This is a genomic window from Paenibacillus chartarius (assembly GCF_042432825.1).
GTDB classification, from domain to species: domain Bacteria; phylum Bacillota; class Bacilli; order Paenibacillales; family NBRC-103111; genus Gordoniibacillus; species Gordoniibacillus chartarius.
This window is the reverse complement of the sequence record NZ_JBHLWN010000012.1, coordinates 1-21,101: the sequence shown is the minus strand read 5'-3', so window position 1 is coordinate 21,101 and position 21,101 is coordinate 1. Positions and strand designations below refer to the sequence as shown.

Below are 21,101 nucleotides of genomic sequence, written 5' to 3'. Positions count from 1 at the left end.
TTCCCGTCTTTTGCCGCTTTCGGTTATTCACCGCTATATACACCGCCTTCCCCTGCTTCTTTCCTATAACGGAACGCCAAATAGGCCGCCCGAAGGCGGCCTCGTCTTCCACACAGCAAACGTTCTACCTAAAATGAAATCATCGCCCCGCGCTCATCGAATACCGAGGTCGGGTTCCAGTCAACTTCCCATACGTTGAATTCCGGGTCGGCGAAGTACCGGTTCTGCCGCCCCAGAAGGCGTCGCTAGGTTCTCGGAGAACTCGAGCTCCGATGTCGCGAGCGTGCGCCATTACACTGTCGACCTGCTCCGGCCGGTCCACATTGATGGCCAGCGTTACGCCGCGGAATGCCGCTGGCGCAGGCGGCTGCGGCGCAAAAGCTTCCTCGGCTGCCGCTGATGCGTCCATCCCCATATCCTTATAAAGCTCTTCTATGGGAAATATCGTAAGCATCACGCCCGCTGTCCGAAACACGGCATAATTGTCGGAACTGAAATCCGATTCGCTCCATCCGAATTTGCTGTAGAAGGCGCGCAGCGCCGGAACGCTTTGGGCACCAAGAGTAAGCAAGCTGATCCGTTGCGGAATCACGAGAAATCCTCCTTTATTTCAGGTCGATGACCTGCAGGTTCGGCAATGCCGCGCGTGCCTCCTCCACAATATGCGCGTGGCACGTAAACAAAAGCACATGGTGGGACTTGGCCGTATCCTCAAGAAGCTCCAGCGTTCGAATCATCCGGCTCCTGTCGAAATTCACCAAAATATCGTCAAGCAGCAGCGGCGGAGCCGCCTCCTTCGCGTATTCTACGGCGATGGCAAGGCGCATGGCCAAATACAGCTGCTCCGCCGTTCCGCGGCTGAGCCGCCCCGGGTCTACCGTCTCGCCGTCCGGCCGCAGCGCGAGAAGCCGCTGCTCCCCGATCGGTGCAACAATCCGCGTATAGCGCCCTTCTGTCATCGCATCGAACAATTCGGAAGCCCGCTGCAGAACGAACGGCTGCTTGTCCCGTTCGTACAGAAGCCGCGTACGGCGGAATAAAGCGGCCGCCATCGCCAGCTCCGTCCACTCGGCCGCCTGCCGCTCAAGCTGTGCGCAGAGCTCCTGACGGCGCTGCATACGGTCGGCATGCTCGATGCTGCTCTCCAGCTGCTCCAGCTCGCCGGCGATGCGGCCGCGCTTGTCCCGGAGCGTCATATCCTCCTGCTCCAGGCCGGACAGCTCATCGCGCAGCAGCTGCAGTTCCCGCTCCAGCACCGATTCTTCCCGACCTTCAAGCACCTCGTTCAAACGCTGCAGCGGATCGCCGCCTATCCATGCTTCCAAGGCGGCTATAGCGGTGACGCGTTCCTGCTCCAGCTGCAGCTTCCGTTCGTGAAGCCGCGCGTGCAGACGCAATTGCTGCTCGTCTGCAGCCTCCGCTGCCGCCAGCAGCTCCGCCTCCCTGCGCTCCAGCCGGGACCAGGGCGGTGCAAGCTCGGCAAGCTCCGCCGTCAAGCCTTCCTCCTCCGCCTTTAAGCGCTCCCGCTCGGCTTCCTGGAGCTGAAGCGCCTCGTCTTCGCGCTTCCAGCGCCGGATCGCAGCGTTCGGCGATTCGCCGGTCTCCAATACAAGCCGGGATCGAACAGCTGCGTCAAAGCTGTCAAGCTCGGCGGCAAGCGCTTGGCCGCGAGCATCCAGCTCGTCGAGACGGGCAAGCAGCTCCTGTCCATGCTCTACCAGCTGCAGCAGCTCCATCACCGCTTCCGGGGACAGCTCCGCAGGCAGCTGCATCGCCGCAAGCCACTCCCGCCAAGCGGCTTGTTCCGGCGCAGCACGCTCGGTCAGCGCCGCCAAACGGCGCTCAGCCTGCTTGCGCAGCTCCGCGGCGCGTTCCGCTCCGGTCTGAAGCGCGGCACAGCGGTCGCGCCTGCGAAGCCAGGCGTCACGGTCGCGTGCCCACTGGGCGGCAAGCTGCTCCCATTCGGCGAGCGACTGCTCCAGCCAGACGAGAGCCTGCTCCCAGGCGTTCGCGGAGCCCCGGGAGGCGTGAGCCCCGCGATACGGCGGCCGCTCGTCCTCAAGCGCTTCCAGCGAAGCGGCCGTTTCCGCAGGAACGGTGAATCGCTGCACCAGCACAAGCAACCGGCGCTGCAGACGGCGGGCCTCGTCCGTCAGCGCCGCCAGCCGCTCGTCGAAGGGCTCGTCCGCCGCCTGCATGCGCCTCCGCTGCTGCGGCCTTGCGGGACGAAGCAGAAACCCGGACACCGCGGCGAACACAACGAAGATCGCAGCGGCGGCAGCGAGCCGGTCGAGGCTGACCAGCCAAGCCGCGGCAACCAATCCGAGCAGCAGCACTGTCACCGGCAGCGCGTACCTCTTCATCGGCGCGGCGTCATCCGCTTTCGTCCGCTGCAGAAGCTGTTCACGGTGCCGGCGCTCATCCGCAGCGCGATCGCGCAGATGCGCCGCCTCCGCATCCAGTCTGCGCCACTCCTCGTAGTCGCGCCGGATCGCTCTGGCCAGCTGCTCGGGCGTTTCTTTCTCCGTCATGCCGGCGTAAGCGGTATCCTGTTCGAAGCCCCAAGGATACGAGGACTCGGTTGTGCGGCGCCATGACTCCAGCTCCAGTGCGGCCTGCCGCAGCTCATCGGAGGCTTCCGCCTCCCGCTGCGCCGCCTGCTCCAGCTCCGCCTGAAGCCGGGCGCGCTCTTGCGATCCGGCCGCCAATCGTTCGCGAAACTGCCGAACCGTCTCGCGCCCGTCTACCGTAACCGGAGTGTTCCGCAGCCGCTCCGGCTGCCAGTCCGCGCCCAGCGAGCGAAGCAGCGCATCCAGCCGCTGCCCGAGCTGGCGCCGCTCGCCCTGCAGCTGCTGCGCTTCGCGCTCCGCCTGCTCGCGCCGCGGTGCCCGCTCCAGCAGCGCCAGCAGCTGCGCCCTCGCCGCATCGTCCGCGGCTGCCGGCGCCAGCGCCTCCAGCCGCTCGCGCACGCGGCTGCGGCGCAGCTCCAAGCGCTCCCGCTGCGCGAGGAGCGCCTCCCGCTCGGCGGCAAGCGTCTCCCACCGGGAGACCGCCGCCTCGGGAAACGCCGGGAATGCCGGCAGCGCCGCCCATTCCCGCTCGATCGCCCGCAGCGCGAGCCACGTCGGCCGCGCTTTCACGAACAGCGCGAGCCGCTCCGCCCGCCCGCGCGCCTCCGCGCTGCGCGAGGCCAGCTGCGCCAGCGCCTCGTCCAGCGCAGCCGATTCGCGCCGCAGCGCCTCATAGCGCGGCAGCTCCTCGCGGCTGCGGCGCAGCGCCGCATCGATCTCATCGATCGCCTTCACCGTCACGGCGATCGGCTGATTGCGGCCGCGCGGCCGGAACAGCTCGTCCATCCGCTGCAGCAGCCGCTTCTCGGCTTCGCGGATCGCCGCGCCGTCGGCGCCGAACCCCGCGCCGTACAAGAAGCTCGCAACCTCGTCCGTCTGCAGCGTACGCAGCTCCTGCAGCTCGCCGAGCCCGAACGCGAACAGGCTGCGGTACAGCTCGGCGCTGATGCCGCCGAGCATAGTCTTCAGCAGCGCTTCCCCGCCTTCCGTCCCGTCCTGCAGCGACACGCGTACGCCGGTTCCCGACATCCCCCGGCCGGCCCGTTCATAACGCTCGACCCGGACCAGCCGCCCGCTGCCGTCCGCAAGGGTCAGCGCACCGCCATAAGCGCCGCCGGCGGCGGGCTCATAGCGCATGCCGCCGCCCCGGGGCGGAAAGCCGAACAGCACATAGCGGACAAAATTCATGACCGTGCTCTTTCCCGCCTCGTTGCGGCCGTAGACGACCGTCAGCGGACCGCTCATGTCCAGGCGAACGTCACGCAGAGCACCGAAACCGTCGATCTGCAGCCGTACGATTCTCATAGGTCTCCACCTCCGGTACCGCCGAGGGCGTCGATAATCCGCTGTTCGGCCCGGCGCAGCAGCTCCTCCTGCCTCTGCTGCAGCCACGTCTCGTTCAGCCGCCGGCCGATAACGCTCTGCAGCTCCGCCGCAGCCTCGGCGGCAAACGCCTCCAGCTCCGCCGGCCGCTCGCGCAGCTCCTTCCCTTGCCGCAGCAGCTCGCCGAGAAAGCTCGGCTGCGCAAGCAGCGACTCCACATCGACCGCCCCGGACGTGCGAGCTTCCACCGATTCGACCCAAACCCAATCGTCCCGGCCGGCGGCAAGCTCTGCCTGCGCCTCTTCCCGCAGCATGCCGGCCAGCTCCTCCAGCGTGCGGCTCCTCCGCAGAACGTCATGGAGCGTCCCCCGTCCTTCCAAGATAAGCCGCACCATCGCCGGCCTTCCTCCCGCCGCCAGCCGCACGCTTTCGATCGTTTGCGCCAATTCGCCCAGCAGCTCTTGTTCCCCGGAGAGACCGCCGATCGGCACCCGCTCCACCGCCCAGCGCACGTCATCAAGCTCATGGAACGTCAATCGAACGTCCACGCTGCCGTCCGCCGCCTCTACGAGATAGCAGCCCTTGGCACCGGTTTCCCGCACGCTTCGGCCCTGCGTATTGCCGGGGTAAACGACCCACGGCCGCTCGTGCAGCACTCGTCTCGAGTGGATATGCCCAAGCGCCCAGTAGTCGATGCCGCTCTCGACCAAATCGCGAAGCGAGCATGGGGCATAATTGTCGTGCCCCTCGTCGCCGTCCACATTCGCATGCAGCACCGCCACCTGAAACACGCCTTCCGTGCGCTCCAGTCCGCGAAAGCCGAGCGCCAAATTGTCGCGAACCGCCGCCGCTGCGAACGACTGTCCGTGAATTTCAGCCACGACGCCCCGCCCGGGCACTTCGACCCGGAATGTCTCCACCCGATCCGCGGCGAAGAACCGCACCCCTTCCGGCCAGTCGAGCCGCGCTCCCCGCCCGTCCAGAGGGTCATGGTTGCCGTGTGCGGCAAACACCGGCACGCCGCCGGCCGCCAGCCTGCCGAACGCCTTCTGCAGCCGCAGCTGCGCGCGCAGCGAACGATCCGCCGCATCGTACACATCGCCGCCGATGACAACGAAATCGACCCGTTCCCGCAGCGCCAGCTCAACCAGCGCATCGAGCGCGCGGAACGTCGACTCGCGTACGCGCTCCCTGATCGCCGCCGGCAGCTCGGTCATGCCCCGGAACGGACTGTCGACATGCAAATCCGCCGCATGTATAAACCTGACTTTCATTCGTATTCCACCACCGCGCTTCTGCGTCATCAGCTTTATTTTCCATCATTATAGCTCTTCCCCGCAGCCGCATGCAAACATAAGTTCGCTATCACGGCAAAAATAACGGTTCCCCATTCGTCCGCCTCCGGACCAACGAGGAACCGTTCCGGTTCCGGACTCTATTTGCGATACGTGTCGTAAACCGACTTCATCTGGTGAATGACCCGGTTGAGCGAATACATGCGTTTCGCCTTCTCCCCGGCCGCACGCGCCAAATTGTAACGGTATGACGGATCGAGCACCAGCTTCTCCAACGCCAGACACAAGGCGTGTGCATCGTCCACCGGCACCAGCAGCCCGTTCACCCCGTGCTCGATCTGCTCGCTGATCCCGCCGACATCCGTACCGACGAGAGCGAGCCAGCACAACGCCGCTTCGGCGAACACCGACCCGAACGACTCCGCCCGCGACGGCAGAACGAAGACGTCGAAGAACGGCATGAACTCCTCCGGATGAAGCATATACCCGTAAAAAATCGTCTCTTCATAGATGTTCAGCTCGACCGCCAGCTTCTCCAGCTCCGGCCGGCTGTCGCCGTCCCCGATCAAATGCAGCACGAACGAATGCCCGCGCTGCTTCAGCTCGGCGCAGGCGCGCAGCAGCGTATCGAGCCCCTTCGCCGGTACGAGCCGGCAGACGGTGATGAATTGCGGCACCGCATTCTCGTGCGGCATCGGCCGGAACCGCTTCTCGTCGAAGCCGTTCGGAATGACGCCGATCCGTTCGGCGTCCTGCACATAGTCCGAAATATATTGCTTGAACGAATGGGATACCGTCAGCAATTGATCGACCGTACTTTCCAGCTCGCGGTAAATCGATGTCAAGAATGAATGCTCCGGACCGCCTGAAGCGATTTTTCCGTTGAGGATCAGCTCGCGTTCGTAACTGGAATGCACGGTCATCAATACCGGCGTATCCGGAAACAGCTTCTTCATGACGAGCGCGGCAATCGGATGATGCGCATGGATGAGGTCGTACGATTTGCGGATGCGCAGCTTCGTCCACCAGACGTAATCCTTATACGTTTGTATGTATTTATCGACGACAGGATGGCCGGCATACACCTTCCAGTCGAACGTCTCAAAACCGACTTCTTCCGAGCCCTTATTGCGAATCCGCTTCGGCAGCGAAAACATCTCCATCTCCCAGCCCATTCGCTGAAACCGTTCCTGTACGTAGGGAACCATGGACGAAACCCCGCCCGGCTGCTCCGGCGGGAAAAACAATGCCTGCAAAATGTTCATGCTGTCCCCTCCTTGTCTGCCACATGCCTCTCTCTATTGTACCTGCTTGGGACTATTTTTGCTATAATAGGTGCATTCATCATATATTCGGAGGAACTCCATGATTTCTATCGACCTGCAGTCGGGCCGTGCAGCCCCGCTGATCTCCGATCTCGTCGTACTCGTCATCTTATCGTTAATGCTCGTGATCGCCGTTCGTCTTTGGGTGGATCGCCGCAAGAAAGCTTACCGCTCGCTCGCCTGGTCGATCGGCATCATTATGGCGCAGTACGCCCTTCAGCTTTACCTGCACTCGTCCGCTCAGCCCTCCGAGACGATCGCCTACTGGACGCTGCTGCTGCGGACCGTATCGTTCTTGCTCGTCAATATGAGCATATTTCAGCTGTACAATCCAACGAGGGCCAAGCACCGGATCATGATGACGATGTTCCTGCTCGGCGCGGGAGCCGTATCGCTGCTGCATATCTACATGCCGAGCCTGTTTCAGGGTACGGACGCGCAGGTTCGAATGCTGCAGGGACTCGGGATGGATCTCTATTTGTTTGTGCTTATTTTCCTCAGCTTCAATCTGATCAGCCCTTTTATCGCGCAAACGGGCAAGTATCAAGCGGCGATGACGATTTACTTCACCGAACATGTTGCCCACGTGCTGAACCGCTACGTGTTCGGCGACGCGCAGCCTTTTCTGTCCTTGCTGAAGGCTGTGCTGCCGGTCGTATTTTATTTTATTCTGTTTATATTTTTGTTCGAACGCGTCGTTGAAATCATGCAAGCGATCTATAATACGTCCATAACGGACGGGCTGACCCGGCTCTACAACCGAAAATTTTTCGATAAACGCGTATCGCAATACGTCCAGCACGGTTATCCGGTATCGGTTTTGTTTAGTGATATCGATAATTTCAAAAAGCTGAACGATACGAAGGGTCACCATATGGGAGACGAGGTACTGAAGCAGGTCGCGGAGATATTGAAGCAGGAGAGTGAGGAATGCGGAGTTGCAGGACGGTACGGGGGCGAGGAGATGGTGCTGCTGATTACGGATCCTACGATTGACATGGACCAGTTCGCCGAGAAAATCCGCTCCCGCATTGAAGCCGAAACGATTGTGACCGCGTCGATCGGCTACAGCAAATACAAGAGCGGCATTTCTCCGAACGAGCTGATCCGCCAGGCGGATGAAGCGATGTACAAAGCGAAGACGAGCGGGAAAAATAAAGTCGTCAGTTACGGCTGATCAGCTCAACACGTAGCGGTCGACACCGTTGCGGATGCCGTCATCGTGCATTGAAGTCGTCACATGGCGCGCTCTTGCCTTCACAGCGTCCGGCGCATTGCCCATGGCAATGCCGGTGCCGACGAATTCCAGCAGCTCGACATCATTGAAGCCGTCGCCGAACGCGGCGGCTTCTTCGCGCCTGACGCCGAGATGATCGAGCAGCCGCAGCAGACCTGCAGCCTTATGCGTGCCCTTCGGGTTGATGTCGACCGCCCAAGGGCGCCATCTGTGCAAATAAAACTTGCCCGGATCGCTGCCGATATACGGCTGCTCTTCGTGCTCGCGGACGTATGCAATACACTGATAGATTGGAGGAACATCATCCTCCCGGCGCAGAACAACCGGCTCCAGAAAGCCGATCTCCTCCTGGGCTTGACGAAACAGAGGGTCATTCGGCCGATTCGTCAGCATCAGCTCCGCTCCGTAGAGCAGCAGGCCATGTCCGTTCTCATCCGCCGTATCCAGCCAATGACGAACGAGCTCCGGCTCGAACGGCGTTCCGAATACCGTTGTTCCTTTATGCCCGATATGAGCCCCGTTGCACGTAATCGCCCATTCGATATCGAGCTCCTTCTGCAGCGCCCCTACCTCAAATTCGCTGCGCCCGGTGCACAGCGCGACGATTATTCCGCGGCTCTTCAGCTCGGCAACCGCCTCACGGGTCGATTCCGGCATATAGTCTCTCTCTCTCAGCGTTCCGTCCACATCGAAAGCGACCAGCTTGATCAACGGCTCCACTCCTATCCTATCTGTCTATAAGCATGCTCCTATTATATCACGCCGTTCGCCTCGGCGAGCAACCGGAACGATTCCAGACGCTGCGCATACGTGCCTGTCATCGTCACCAGCAGCAGCTCATCCGCTTCGTATTGCCGCTGCAGCTCATCCAGCTTGCGGATGACACGATCCGGCTTACCGTACACCAGCTTGCGGGCGCTGGTCGCAGGATCGTCAGCCGCAGCTGCAGCCCGCTCCCCGAAGGCCGCCTTCGCCCCTTGCAGCGACACTTCTCTCGCCTCTTCTTCGCTCTTCGCGCACACGACGCCGACCGCAACGATCGTCCGGGGCTTCTGTCCGAGCTCGGACGGCACGAATTTCGACCGATACGAATTCAGCACCGTCTCGCCGTCCTCCGCACTCATAAATTGGCCGAACACGTATCCGGCTCCGCGCTCGGCTGCATATTGAGCGCTCCTGGCATTCGTGCCCAGCAGCCACAGCTCGGGAGGCACAGGCGGCAGCGGTCTTGCCGCAACCGGTTCTCCCTCCACGCGATACCGGTTCGCCAGCAAGCTTACGACATCGTCGAGCAGCTGCGGCATGTTCCGAACCTGCTTCAGATACGAGTCGCTCAGCGCCATGGAGACATGCGCATTTCCGCCCGGCGCTCTGCCGATGCCGAAGTCGACCCGTCCCGGAAACATGGCTGCCAGCAGGTGGAACGCCTCCACCGCTTTGACGGGCTTATAATACGGGAGCAGCAGAGCCCCTGAGCCGATCCGTATGGTCGACGTATGGGCCCCAAGATACGCCAGCATCACTTCCGTATTCGTGGATGCGACACCCGGCATATCGTGATGCTCCGTCACCCAGTACCGCCGGAACCCCCACGCTTCAGCGGCCCTGGCAAGCCGTACGGACTCCTGCAGCGCCTCGGCTGCATCGGCTTGTTCCAAGAGAGGTACGAAATCGAGAATGCTCCAGCTGCGCGTTGCCGTCATTCGTTCGCCTCCCGTTCTTGAAAATATGCCATCGTCCGCTCCAGCAGCCGCAGCAGCTCCGCTCCGTCCCGTTCCCCGAGCCGGGCCGCTAGCCCCGCAAACTGCTCGAGATATCGCTCCTCTTCCGCTGCGACCAGCCGCTCCCCTTTCGGGGTCGGACGTACAAGCGACACGCGTTTATCTTCGGTGCTTTCCGTACGGATGACGTAGCCCTTCTCCTCGAGCGCCTTCAGCTTATGGGTAGCCGCCGCTTGCGTGATGCGGAAGGCCGAGCTGACCGCGGATATTTTCACGCCTTGACCGTTATGTTCATTCGCAGCCAATACATCCAGCGCCGCCAGGAATTGAAATTCGTTTGCCTTTAAATCCTGTACCGCTTTACCTTTCAGAATGGACCGGCGCAGCTGTCCGAAGACTAGCGCCAATTGTTTGCCGAGCTCCGATTGATTGTGCATAGACCCGCTTACGCCCCTTTCATTTACCAAGTAAACTTTATGTGGTGTAGATTGTCAAGGGTGAGGCATCGGTCACAATAAGAAAGCGGCGATATGCTCGCCGCAGTTTGATCTATATGGAGTTACTTGATGCCGCTATTCTTCGCCGTTGCTATAATGACGGCAATGCCGGCATCGATAGCTTTCACGGCTGCTGCGGTCGGGTGTATGTTTTCTCCTCCAACAAACCATTCCACTTCGAACACGAATGCTGCGACAAGCCATACTCGAACATGGCGAAACATGGGACAAGCATTTTCCCACAAGAAAAGCCTGCGTAAATACAGGAATCTATCGAATAGCCAGATGTCTAGGCTCGATTCCTGCAAATATGCAGCCATTTGATTTAAAACGTCCATACCCGCCCCTTCGCAGCAAAGATGACTGCACTTTTACATCCATTCGCCTCAAATAACCGATTCATGATCAAAATGGCTGCACTTTTACATGAAACCTTTGATCAATAGCTCCATTCTTACTGTTCATCGTGGTAAAGAGGGGGAAGGGTCTCATCAGATCTATACGTTCTGGCTGATATGAATCATTCTATAAACTCGGGGAGCGTTGAAAATATTGGGTTGATTGTGCCGACGTTCATTGCCCTGACTAATGGATCTCGAACAATTCCTCCACTTGACGCTGAAGCAAATCGCTCAGCCGTTTGGCCGTAGCCGGTCCAACCGGTTTGACGGAGCGCTCCAACAGGCTGATGTACGAATGACTTAGTCCAGCTCTTCTCGCCAAATCCCGCTGAGACAACCCTTGCACGATTCTGGCGCGTGCGAACACTTCCGATTTTGCGGTAATTTTCATAGATTGGCTTGCCTCCTCTCGTTCTCATCCTGTTCCCATGATTTCCATTATACCATTAATCTTTACTTATGCAACCATATTTGTTTACTTAAGTGACTGTTATTTCAACCAAGTTGCCATCGCCTTGGCTGCGCGGTATGATAGATTTATTCACTAATGTTTACTAATGCCAACTATTATTTACTGCGGGTGTTGTGTCGATGTATTTTTACGATCATTTGCGAGACTTACGCAAGCTGAAAGGCTTTACGATCCGTGAGCTCGCCGACCGTTCCGGCGTCTCCGCCGCGTATATTTCCCAATTGGAGAACGGAAACCGCGGCGTACCTTCTCCCGATGTGCTCATGAAGCTATCGGAGGGACTCAACGTCTCGTATTCTTCGCTAATGGAAATTGCCGGCTATTTGGAGTCGAAGGAGCAGGACAAGCCGCCGGCTGCGAAAGCTCCGGTCAATTTGCGCCGTTTCCTTCGCGAGAACGACCTTATGTTTGACGGAGCCCTGCTGACGGACACCGATAAGGAATGGATCGAGCGCATGCTGACCGTCCTGTTCTGGCGCGGCAAGCAGGCGGAAGGTGATGCAGCGGAATATGCCGCGTCAAGACGAAGTACGCCGGCAGAACCGTAAGGCACGGACGCATAAAAGCCCCGGTCGGATCGTCGGATCTGTTCCGGGGCTTTATGACCATTTATGACCATAGCGGAATGAATAATTTTCGTCTGGCTTACGAACAGGAGATTTGTTGTTTTATGCGGTTATTGTTCCGAACTGGGCTTCATGCAGCCTCGCATAAACGCCGCCTTGCCGGAGCAGCTCCTCATGCCGCCCTTGCTCGGCGATGCCGTCCTCCGTCACCACGACGATGCGGTCGGCGTGGCGGATCGTGGCCAGCCGGTGGGCGATGACAAGCGTCGTGCGGTTGCGCGACAGCTCCTCCAGCGATTGCTGAATGATTTGCTCCGTCTCCGTATCCAGCGCCGACGTCGCTTCGTCGAGGATCAGGATCGGCGGATTTTTCAGGAACATCCGGGCGATCGCCAGCCTCTGCCGCTGACCTCCCGACAGCTTCAGCCCCCGCTCCCCGATGACCGTGTCAAGTCCATCCGGCAGCGAATCGAGGAACGCTTCCAAATGAGCCCGGCGGGCCGCCTCGCGGATGTCCCGCTCGGAAGCGCCGAGCCGGCCGTAGCCGATATTGTCGCGGATCGTGCCGTTGAACAGGAATACGTCCTGCTGCACGATGCCGATTTGGCTGCGCAGCGAAGACTGCGTCATTTTGCGGATGTCGATGCCATCGATCGTAATCGCGCCTTCATCCACTTCATAGAAACGCGGGATGAGCGAGCAAATCGTCGACTTGCCTGCACCCGACGGACCGACGAGCGCGATCGTTTCGCCGGCCTTTACCTCGAGGTTTACCTGCTTCAGCACCTTCGAATGGCCTTCATACCCGAACGTTACTTGGCTAAGCACAATGTCGCCGCGCAGCTGCCTAACCTCGATTGCACCCGGCGCATCGCGAATGTCCGGCGCCGTATCCATCAGCTCGCAAAACCGCTTGAACCCCGCCATCCCCTTCGGATAGCTCTCCATAAACGCGTTAATCCGCTCAATCGGCTTCAGAAAAATGTTCACATACAGCAAAAATCCGACCAGTTGTCCATAAGTCAGCTCTCCCCGGTAAGCAAACCAGGCGCCGCATACGAGCACGATGAGCGGAATGAGTCGCGTCAGCATGTACATGCCCGACGAAGAGAAGGAGATCGACAAGTATGAACGCAGCTTGGCTTTCCGGAACCGTTTGTTGTTGGCTTGGAACTCGTCGATTTCATGCTGCTCGTTGCCGAACGACTTCACGACGCGGATACCGGAAATGCTGTCCTCCACCCGTGCATTGATGTCGGCAATGCGGGAAAACATGTCGTCGGCCGCGACGTGCAGCTTCTTGTTGAAAAATACGATCAGCCATACGAGCAGCGGCACGACCGTGAACGTAATGAGCGCCAGCTTGCCGTTGACCATCATCATAATGCCGAACGCGCCGACGAAAGTCATCATCGCGATGAATATGTCCTCCGGTCCGTGATGCGCCAGCTCGCCGATCTCAAACAGATCGTTCGTCAGCCTTGACATCAAACTGCCCGTCTTCGTATTGTCGAAGAAGCGGAACGACAGTCTCTGCACGTGCTCGTAAAGCTTCTGCCTCATATCCGTTTCGATATTGATCCCAAGCATATGACCGAAGTAGTTAACGATGAACTGCATCCCCATGGAAATCAGATACAGCGCGAGCAGCCCTGCGCTTGCCCACATGATCGCCGTCCAGTTCCCGCCGGGCAGCTCCGTATCGACCATCCGCTGTACCGCGAGCGGAAACGCCAGCTCCAGCAGAGCAGCGAGGACGGCGCAGCCGAAATCCAAATAAAACAGCCGCCGGTGCGGCCGATAATAAGCGATAAAGCGACGTATCGTCGACATCGGTGAGAACAGCCTCCTTGTTCATGTTGTACCCATGATAAGGAACGGGAGCGAGCCGGGTCAAGGGAAAGATTGGATGATAGCCGATTTGGCGGGGGGAAGTTTGGGGAGAAGACTTGGGGTGACGAGGCGTTTGTGAGGCCGCCAAGCGGTTTGCACTCTCTGGTAGTCAATTTACATAATAATCGTCTTCATGTAAGATTCCGCTTCGCGCCCTTTTAGAGATGATATCCCACTTTTGAATCGACATGCGAACAAAAAGTCCGCTTTCTTTCGTTGAATCAACTTTTATAATTCACTGCTTCTCTCTGTAAATGTGTACCAAATTGCATCTGGAACTGAGGAATGATTTAAACGCTTTTCGGCTAAATTTATCAAATCATCCGACTGTGGTCCAACAAAGTAAGTCATTTTCCTATTTTGATTAATAATATCGATCGCTTTATAATAGTTGAATAAAGTCATAGGGTTAGCAAACTCCTATTGGAGAGAACGCCACCTGCCCCCCGCGCCCCCCTGCTTTAAGCCACAACTTCATTCCGCAAAAATAAAGCGCACACCGTCCCCCTACTTCGGAGGCCCGGTATACGCCTTGTTCTCACGCTATCTTATGAACGCTCGTAACGAATCGGATCGCTCGAACCGGCTTCCTCGAACCCTTTCAGGCGCAGCCGGCAGCTGTCGCAAACCCCGCACGCTTCCTCGCGGCCGTTGTAGCAGGAAGTGGTGAGCTCGTACGGCACACCGAGCTTCATGCCTTCGCGGATAATTTCCGCTTTCGACCAATGAATCAGCGGCGTTTCGATGCGAATGCCTTTGCCTTCGACGCCTACCTTCGTGGCAAGCGCGATGACTTCCTCCACCTTGGCGATGAATTCCGGACGGCAGTCCGGATAGCCGGAGTAGTCGAGCGCATTGACCCCAATGTAAATCGCGTCGGCGCCGGTCACTTCCGCATACGAGGTCGCGATCGACAGGAACAGCAAATTGCGGCCGGGCACGTAGGTAACAGGAATGTCGGACTCCGACGTCCCCTCTTCGCCTGCACCTGACATATCCGGAACATCAATCGTATCGTCCGTCAACGCGCTGCCGCCGAAGTCGCGCAGGAAATCCATGCGGATCACCCGATGGCGGTCAAGAACGCCGTAATAGGCAGCGACCTTCCTCGCGTTGTTCAGCTCGATTTTGTGGCGCTGGCCATAATCGAATGTAATCGGGTACAGCTCGTACCCTTCCGCTGCGGCGATGCCCATGCACGTCGTGCTGTCGAGTCCTCCGCTCAAAATAATGACGGCTTTCTTGCTCATCGGATCATACTCCTAACTTAACGAATAGTTTATACGCCCCGCATGGCGGGATCCCAAATGACTTTGTGCAGCTGCATATTCAGCTTGACGTTCGTCAAGCCCCGCTCCAGCATGAGCTCCACGAGCCGGCGGGGCGGCATCGTCTCCCACACCGGACTGAACAGCGGCAGCGCTGCGGTCGGATACCGTGTCAAAATGCGGCATGCCTCCTCGAAGTCCGCCGCGCTGCCGATCACAAACTTCAGCTCGTCCTGCGGACGAAGCAGAGCGAAGTTCGTCGGCACCATTTTATCCGACTCGCCCGAATCGGGCAGCTTGTAATCCATAATGTACCGGACTTTGGGGGAATCGATGCCGGAGATGAACGGAGCGAGGTCGATCGCCCCGTTCGTCTCGATATGCACGTCCTCGATATGCGGCAGCGCCGCCAGCGCTGCGGCCAAAGCCAGCGACTTGTCTCCGTACAGCAGTGGCTCGCCGCCCGTCAAACAAATACGGCGTGACTGGTACGACTGCACGCGTTCGACGATGTCCCTGATCGTCATCACGAATTCGGCCTCGGCCGGCGGGTACGAATACGTTGTGTCACACCAAGTGCAGCGCAGGTTGCAGCCGAACAACCGGACGAATACGGTCGGAAACCCGGCGCCCGTTCCTTCTCCCTCGACGGTCTCGAAGATCTCCACCATAGGCAGCTTGATAGCGGCGGCATCGCGCACGCCCATCTCTGCAGTCATGTTACGCCTCCTCCATCAAAGAGCGCGTCACGGCGGCATAGCTGGTCGGCGTCTCCCAGAGCTTCACTTCTTCAAGCCGGACCGCCGGGTACAGCCCTTCCTCCACAAGTCCCGCCTGAAGCTGCTCGTACATCCAGACGACCATGTTTTCCGCCGTCGTATTCATGGGCGGCAGCACTTCGTTCAAGTAGCGGTGGTCCAGCACATCGATGACGCGCTCCTTGGCGATCCGCTTAATGTCGCCGAAATCGATCGTCAGCCCGCGCGCATCGACCTTGCCGCTCATGACGACCTGCAGCTTGTACGTGTGACCGTGCAAGCTCTTGCACTTTCCTTCATAGCAATGCAGATGGTGGGCGCTGTCGAACGTGAACTCTTTCGAGACGAGCACGGTTTTGTTATGATATTTGAGTTGATGCTCGTGGATGTCTTCACCGAGCGTTTGGATTTTACGCGGAATTTCGTATTCCATGATGCTCCCTCATTTCCAGATCAACGGCATACGCCGTCCGTATGGACGTGCGCGTTTACCGGGGCGGATTCAGCCGGCTATCGTGACACTCGCGTCAGCCCCGGTCCGATGCGGCTAGCAAAAAAGCTCTACTATTATAGCATGTAGCGTCAAATTGCGACAGATGGATATTCTAACCTATGAGCGATTGAACCGAAGGAGACCAGAAACTGTGAGCGTGCAGCTACCTGAAGCCTATATGGAAAGGATCAAACGACAGCTGGGAGGTGAGGCGGACGAATTCCTGCGCTCCTACGGGGAGCCCCGCACTCACGGCCTGCGCTTGAACCCGTTAAAGCTGGGGATTGAGAATCCGACCGCGAGTACGATTCGCGAGATGTTCGGATTAACCCCCGTCCCGTGGTGCCCGACCGGCTACTATATCGACGAAGAAGCGCGGCCGGGCAAGCACCCGTACCACCAGGCGGGCCTTTACTACATGCAAGAGCCGTCGGCGATGGCGCCGGCCGAGCTGCTCGCGCCGGTTCCCGGCGAATTCGTGCTCGACCTCGCTGCGGCCCCGGGCGGCAAGACGACGCAGCTGCTCGGCAAGCTTCAGGGCGAAGGCCTGCTCGTATCGAATGAAATTCACCCGGCTCGCGCCAAAATTTTATCGGAGAACGTGGAGCGGATCGGCGCCGCGAACGCAATCGTCGTCAGCGCCTCGCCGGACGAGCTGGCGGAGCGGTTTCCGCAGGCGTTCGACGCGATTATGCTGGATGCGCCCTGCTCGGGTGAAGGCATGTTCCGCAAGGATCCGGATGCAACCCTCGAATGGTCGCCGGCCCACGTGGATATGTGCGCCGCGCGCCAGGAGGATATCGCTATGGCTGCGATCCGGATGCTGAAGCCGGGCGGGCGGCTCGTCTATTCGACGTGTACGTTCAACGAAGAAGAGAACGAGCGGCTCGTCGCCCGGCTGCTCGCCCTGGAGCCGGCGCTCGAGCTTGAGCGCACGGAGCGGCTGTGGCCGCACCGCGTTCGCGGTGAGGGCCACTTCGCCGCGCTGCTGCGGCTGCGCGGCAGCAGCGCCGGGCCGGAGGCGGGGCCGGGCGAAGCCCGCATCGCCCCCGCCTCCGGCAAACGCGCGCGGCGCGGCGGCACGGGCCCCGCAGGGGCGCCGCGCCTGCGCGAGGCCGCGGAACGCTGGGACGCGTTCCGCAGCGAGGCGCTGCCCGGCTTCGCCACGGGCGCCGGGGAGCCGCTGCTCTTCGGCGAGCAGCTGTACTGGCTGCCGCACGCCCCCGGCGGGGCGCTGCGCAGCGAACACCTCGCCGGCCTCAAGGTGCTGCGCCCCGGCCTGCACCTCGGCGCGCTCCGCGCCGGCCGGTTCGAGCCGGCCCACGCGCTCGCGCTTGCCCTCCCGCGCGGCGCCGCGGCCCGGGAATGCCGCCTGCCTGCGGAGTCCCCCGAGGCGGCGGCGTACCTGCGCGGCGAGGCGCTCGCGCAGCCGGAGCTTGCCGCGGGCTGGACCGTCGTCACCGTCGACGGCTACCCGCTCGGCTGGGGCAAAGTGTCCGGCGGACAGCTCAAAAACCATTACCCGAAAGGGCTGCGCCGCCACAGCTAGGGCATAAGGAACGCCGCCATAGCTCTTTTTGTCAAATTTTGACCGTTGACCTAGACATGGCAAGGGGCATCCCCTATAATGAAAATAACTATGAAAATGACAATCGGCAATTGCAGCAAGGAGTGCTCTTCATGTCGTTATGGCTCGGAAAAACAGTAAAACACGACGTGCTTAACAGCTTCGGCCTGCTCGTTCTGCAAGGCGGTACGGTATTGACCGAGAGAAGCCTGCAGCTGCTCGAAAAACATCGCATCGATCCGGCGGAGCTGAGCTACGCCGAACCCTCCTTGTTGTCAACGGTCGGCGACTCCCCCTACGATCAATTGTTTCGCGAAACGATCATGTCCTCCGAGGAACTCTTCGATTATGCCAAGCGTACGAATAAGGTCCCGCTGTCGGAGTTTCAGAAGCGCATCGTTCCCGGCATTCATGAGGTTTCCCTGAATCCGGACCTGTTCCAGCTGTTTCGCGATATCCGCGGCAAAGATACTTACACGTACGAGCATAATATCGCCGTCGGCGTGCTGGCGAACATGATCGGCATGTGGCTGCAGCTGCCGGAAGCGGACATCCAGCATTTGGCGCTGGCCGCAACGCTTCATGACGTCGGAAAGGTCAACATACCGGACGAAATTTTGCAGAAGCCCGGCAAGCTGACCGAAGAAGAGTATAAGCTGATTCAGAAGCATACGATCTTCGGCTACGATATTCTCAAAAATACCGAGGGAACGAGCCACCGCACCGCCCTTGTCGCGCTCCAGCACCATGAGAGGGAAGACGGCAAAGGCTATCCGTTCGGCATACGCGGAGACAAGATCGATTTCTTCGCCAAAATCGTGGCGATCGTCGATATTTTCCACGCCATGTCATCCCGCAGACCGTACCATGAACCGCTGCCGTTCCAGCAAGTGATCGATCGGATGAAATCCGGCTCCTTCGGCGAGCTGCAGCCGAACATCGTACACATGTTCATGCGCAGATTGGCAGCCTCGATCATCGGCAATCAAGTCAAGCTGTCGGACGGGCGTATCGGCGAAATTATTTACTTGTCTCCGAACGAGGATGAGATGAAGCCGATCGTGAAGGTGGAAGGCGAATTCGTCGATCTGAAAGTGGTCCGCCACCTCCATATTGTCGATGTATATGGCTCGCAAACATCGGCTAAGGGGATTGTGTACGAAACGGAGTGCGGAACATGGTTCGGCGAAGACGACTTGATGGAAGTGATCGATTGGTTCGCTGAGCGGGAGCCGCTCTTTCAGGGGCTAAACGGCAGGCAATATTCGTATCTCAGACAGCTGCTGCTCGATTATTTGCTGGGCTCGCCGACGCGCGAAGTCCCCCAGGTGGTGCTGGAATCCATGTCTTATGAGAGGCGAATCGAGATGCTGGACAACGTCCGGAAGGAACGATTGCAGGACTACGCCGGATAATCATATGTGTATGCTGACAAGCACTTGTTTCCTTCGACAGGGACAAGTGCTTGTTCATTACTATCCATCCAGACAAGAAATAAGGGCTTTTTCGTAAACTCAACTATTACGTTAATTTGTTATATTCCTCATCCGATACCGGTTCTAACCTTTCCGGTTTACCTGCAGTGATTGCGATATGTTCAAACCAGCTGTCTTTTGTAGCGCCATGCCAATGTTTGACGCCATCGTAGGTAACGATAACATCACCGGCTTTTAAGAATTGAGCAGGCTTTCCTTCTTCCTGGTACCATCCTTCGCCGCCGGTTACTAATAAAATTTGATACCCATCACGATGAATATGCCAGTTATTTCTGCATCCTGGTTCAAAAGTGACATTCCCGACACCAACATTCACTTTAGGATCAGCTACTAAGGATTGAAGATAACTTTGCCCCACGAAATATTGTGCAAATGCTTCATTTTTTTCGCCCGCCGGGAAAATAACGCCATGTTTTACTTCTTCATGCTTGGCCATTTTAGCTCCTCCTGTTTACTTTAATTTCCCGCCGAATACCGGGAAGAAACTATGCTCACCGTAATTCCGGATGTGCTCTACATTCTTAAGAATCTCCATATCTTCATCGCTGATAACAAAATCAAGCTCCGCATTGTTTCTCATGTGATCCGGATTTGCCGTCTTAGGAATGACTACAAGACCAAGCTGGATATCATAACGCAGGCAAAGCTGAGCAACAGTTACTCCATACTTATCTGCTATTGCCTTAATCTCCGCATGATCAAGGACTGCACCGTGTGCAATTGGCGAATATGCCTCTACCAGGATGTCATTCCTTTGACAGAATTCAATTAGCTTCAAGGGAGTATTGCTCACATGCGCCAATATCTGATTTACCATAGGCTTGATCTCGCAGCTTGCAAAAATATTCTCTATATCATCCTGAAGGAACAATCGTCACCGTAACATTACCATTAATTTTCGACCGCTTTTCAACTCCGGATTCAATATAGCCTCACGAGACCATTTGAATAACCAAATTGAAGTTGCCCCAAAACCTTGAGGCAACCGTTTTGCAGCGGTCGGGCGAAATAATAAACCTGATTTGTTTAATCAACACCTGCCTATATTTTTAAGCAAAAGCAGGATAATTGCAATGGTCAAATCTATTCAGTTCGTTGAATAATAGACAAATTATGAATAAGCGTTGATTTGGAAATAAAATTTCGGACACCATCGGTTATGCTAGGCAACAGTATCCATTACCTTTGACATATTTTCAAACGTCATTTTCTTGCGATATGTGGATTACTGAACATATTGGTTTGAATATTTTGCAAACAATCATGTATTATTTTTCAACAATGTTAAACATGAAAAGTGCAGCTTATTTTCGTGGTCGATTCCTCGATTTAATCGTCCAAGAGTATAAAGTTGAAGTGATGTAACCGAAGGAAAAAATCAAGGATTAAGTGAAGATGTGATTCTTCAATTATTTGGGGCAGCGGTCGTGCGGGCTGTGGGATGGTGGTTCAGGAATGGAATGCCTTTACCACCTTGTGTCATAGCCGAACAAACAGGAGTGTTGTTAGATATGAATTTGTAGTCGACGAAGATTTGAACGACCAATCGGATATTCATATTGTATTAGTGAAATTCAGCTGGCAAAAAAAGCTCAGTCGGTCGAACTGGCCAACTGAGCTTTGCGAGCAAACGTTCCCGGCTTAACGACTGCGTTATCCCGTAATTGGTTCAAAAACTACGGTAAACACTTCACAGAATACAGGCATTTGGTAGGAGAAGACATTCCCTGTACGCTTGCACTCCTTGGACAGATATGATTCATGTGCCATTCTCCAGTAAGACAGACTTAGATCTCCCTCTCCTTCCATTATCGCAAACTCTTCATCTACCTCGATAAATGGCACGGTACATGTATGAACAGTTTGGATGATACATCGGGCTATGCCTTCCCAATCTGTCACGATGCTGTAATCTCCAACCTGCGGTAAAGGCAGTCCGTCATGCTCGAAAAACCAAGGTGAATAAGCAGTAGCTCGCTTACGCCGCCCAAGAACTAATGACAGCAATCCATCCGAACTCTTTTTATTGTCTCCAAAACGAAAGACAAATTTATAAGACTCGGGCTGGACTCCTTCCTTTCTGCTGGCTTCTATGAATTTCTCCCACATCAAATTAACAGATGAGTCATAAGACATAACTGTCCCTCCTAAATAATTCTTAAGCCTCTCGGAATAAAAATTCCCGCATCGGCTCTGGCCTTTCGGCCAGGGTCTTGTTT

Annotated in this window: 20 protein-coding genes; 4 read left to right on the top strand and 16 right to left on the bottom strand. The window is 57.5% G+C overall.

The annotated features are described in order from the left end of the window. Window positions 1-139 precede the first annotated feature (139 nt). The 4 genes from ACFFK0_RS01500 to ACFFK0_RS01485 form a co-directional block, all read right to left on the bottom strand. Window positions 140-592, bottom strand: coding sequence for a VOC family protein (locus tag ACFFK0_RS01500; protein WP_377467936.1), 453 nt, complete (start codon window positions 590-592; stop codon window positions 140-142). 13 nt (window positions 593-605) lie between these two features. Further along, the gene (locus tag ACFFK0_RS01495; RefSeq protein WP_377467934.1) at window positions 606-3,875 is read right to left on the bottom strand and encodes an AAA family ATPase; all 3,270 of its coding nucleotides are present in this window, start codon (window positions 3,873-3,875) and stop codon (window positions 606-608) included. Then, the gene (locus ACFFK0_RS01490) at window positions 3,872-5,167 is read right to left on the bottom strand and encodes a metallophosphoesterase family protein (protein WP_377467932.1); all 1,296 of its coding nucleotides are present in this window, start codon (window positions 5,165-5,167) and stop codon (window positions 3,872-3,874) included. The genes ACFFK0_RS01495 and ACFFK0_RS01490 overlap by 4 nt, the downstream gene beginning before the upstream one ends. A gap of 161 nt (window positions 5,168-5,328) precedes the next feature. Then, window positions 5,329-6,453, bottom strand: coding sequence for a glycosyltransferase family 4 protein (locus tag ACFFK0_RS01485; protein ID WP_377467930.1), 1,125 nt, complete (start codon window positions 6,451-6,453; stop codon window positions 5,329-5,331). A 100-nt stretch (window positions 6,454-6,553) separates the two neighbouring features. Here ACFFK0_RS01485 and ACFFK0_RS01480 point away from each other — a divergent pair, with 100 nt between their 5' ends. Beyond that, window positions 6,554-7,690, top strand: coding sequence for a GGDEF domain-containing protein (locus ACFFK0_RS01480; protein ID WP_377467928.1), 1,137 nt, complete (start codon window positions 6,554-6,556; stop codon window positions 7,688-7,690). Here ACFFK0_RS01480 and ACFFK0_RS01475 read toward each other — a convergent pair whose 3' ends face one another. From ACFFK0_RS01475 to ACFFK0_RS01455, 5 genes are all read right to left on the bottom strand, one after another. Beyond that, complete coding sequence (locus ACFFK0_RS01475) at window positions 7,691-8,461, bottom strand: Cof-type HAD-IIB family hydrolase (RefSeq protein WP_377467926.1); 771 nt, start codon at window positions 8,459-8,461, stop codon at window positions 7,691-7,693. 41 nt (window positions 8,462-8,502) lie between these two features. Next, window positions 8,503-9,453: an MsnO8 family LLM class oxidoreductase gene (locus tag ACFFK0_RS01470; RefSeq protein ID WP_377467924.1), complete on the bottom strand. Its 951-nt coding sequence runs from the start codon at window positions 9,451-9,453 to the stop codon at window positions 8,503-8,505. Further along, window positions 9,450-9,908 (bottom strand): MarR family winged helix-turn-helix transcriptional regulator, encoded by a 459-nt coding sequence (locus ACFFK0_RS01465; protein ID WP_377467922.1) that lies wholly within the window; start codon window positions 9,906-9,908, stop codon window positions 9,450-9,452. The genes ACFFK0_RS01470 and ACFFK0_RS01465 overlap by 4 nt, the downstream gene beginning before the upstream one ends. Window positions 9,909-10,030: 122 nt before the next feature. Next, window positions 10,031-10,306, bottom strand: coding sequence for a hypothetical protein (locus ACFFK0_RS01460; protein WP_377467920.1), 276 nt, complete (start codon window positions 10,304-10,306; stop codon window positions 10,031-10,033). Between the two features lie 247 nt (window positions 10,307-10,553). Beyond that, window positions 10,554-10,760 (bottom strand): helix-turn-helix domain-containing protein, encoded by a 207-nt coding sequence (locus ACFFK0_RS01455; RefSeq protein WP_377467917.1) that lies wholly within the window; start codon window positions 10,758-10,760, stop codon window positions 10,554-10,556. A 200-nt stretch (window positions 10,761-10,960) separates the two neighbouring features. Here ACFFK0_RS01455 and ACFFK0_RS01450 point away from each other — a divergent pair, with 200 nt between their 5' ends. Continuing rightward, the gene (locus ACFFK0_RS01450) at window positions 10,961-11,389 is read left to right on the top strand and encodes a helix-turn-helix domain-containing protein (protein ID WP_377467915.1); all 429 of its coding nucleotides are present in this window, start codon (window positions 10,961-10,963) and stop codon (window positions 11,387-11,389) included. A gap of 120 nt (window positions 11,390-11,509) precedes the next feature. Here the strand turns inward: ACFFK0_RS01450 and ACFFK0_RS01445 are convergent, their stop codons facing one another. The 4 genes from ACFFK0_RS01445 to queD form a co-directional block, all read right to left on the bottom strand. Then, window positions 11,510-13,240, bottom strand: a complete 1,731-nt coding sequence (locus tag ACFFK0_RS01445) for an ABC transporter ATP-binding protein (RefSeq protein ID WP_377467912.1) — start codon at window positions 13,238-13,240, stop codon at window positions 11,510-11,512. 608 nt (window positions 13,241-13,848) lie between these two features. After that, window positions 13,849-14,550, bottom strand: coding sequence for a 7-cyano-7-deazaguanine synthase QueC (gene queC, locus ACFFK0_RS01440; protein WP_377467910.1), 702 nt, complete (start codon window positions 14,548-14,550; stop codon window positions 13,849-13,851). A gap of 29 nt (window positions 14,551-14,579) precedes the next feature. Next, window positions 14,580-15,287: a 7-carboxy-7-deazaguanine synthase QueE gene (locus tag ACFFK0_RS01435; RefSeq protein WP_377467908.1), complete on the bottom strand. Its 708-nt coding sequence runs from the start codon at window positions 15,285-15,287 to the stop codon at window positions 14,580-14,582. Between the two features lies 1 nt (window position 15,288). Continuing rightward, on the bottom strand, window positions 15,289-15,759 hold the full coding sequence (gene queD / locus ACFFK0_RS01430) for a 6-carboxytetrahydropterin synthase QueD (protein ID WP_377467906.1): 471 nt from the start codon (window positions 15,757-15,759) through the stop codon (window positions 15,289-15,291). Between the two features lie 163 nt (window positions 15,760-15,922). Between queD and ACFFK0_RS01425 the strand changes: the two genes are divergently transcribed. After that, window positions 15,923-17,368, top strand: a complete 1,446-nt coding sequence (locus ACFFK0_RS01425; RefSeq protein ID WP_377468085.1) for an RsmB/NOP family class I SAM-dependent RNA methyltransferase — start codon at window positions 15,923-15,925, stop codon at window positions 17,366-17,368. A 131-nt stretch (window positions 17,369-17,499) separates the two neighbouring features. After that, complete coding sequence (locus ACFFK0_RS01420; protein ID WP_377467904.1) at window positions 17,500-18,801, top strand: HD-GYP domain-containing protein; 1,302 nt, start codon at window positions 17,500-17,502, stop codon at window positions 18,799-18,801. 106 nt (window positions 18,802-18,907) lie between these two features. Here ACFFK0_RS01420 and ACFFK0_RS01415 read toward each other — a convergent pair whose 3' ends face one another. From ACFFK0_RS01415 to ACFFK0_RS01405, 3 genes are all read right to left on the bottom strand, one after another. After that, complete coding sequence (locus tag ACFFK0_RS01415) at window positions 18,908-19,318, bottom strand: cupin domain-containing protein (RefSeq protein ID WP_377467902.1); 411 nt, start codon at window positions 19,316-19,318, stop codon at window positions 18,908-18,910. Between the two features lie 15 nt (window positions 19,319-19,333). Further along, window positions 19,334-19,753 carry an aldo/keto reductase gene (locus tag ACFFK0_RS01410; protein WP_377467900.1) on the bottom strand — a complete coding sequence of 140 codons (420 nt, stop codon included), beginning with the start codon at window positions 19,751-19,753 and terminating at the stop codon, window positions 19,334-19,336. Window positions 19,754-20,535: 782 nt separating this feature from the next. Beyond that, a partial coding sequence (locus tag ACFFK0_RS01405; RefSeq protein WP_377467898.1) for an ASCH domain-containing protein occupies window positions 20,536-21,101 on the bottom strand: 566 nt, incomplete at its 5' end.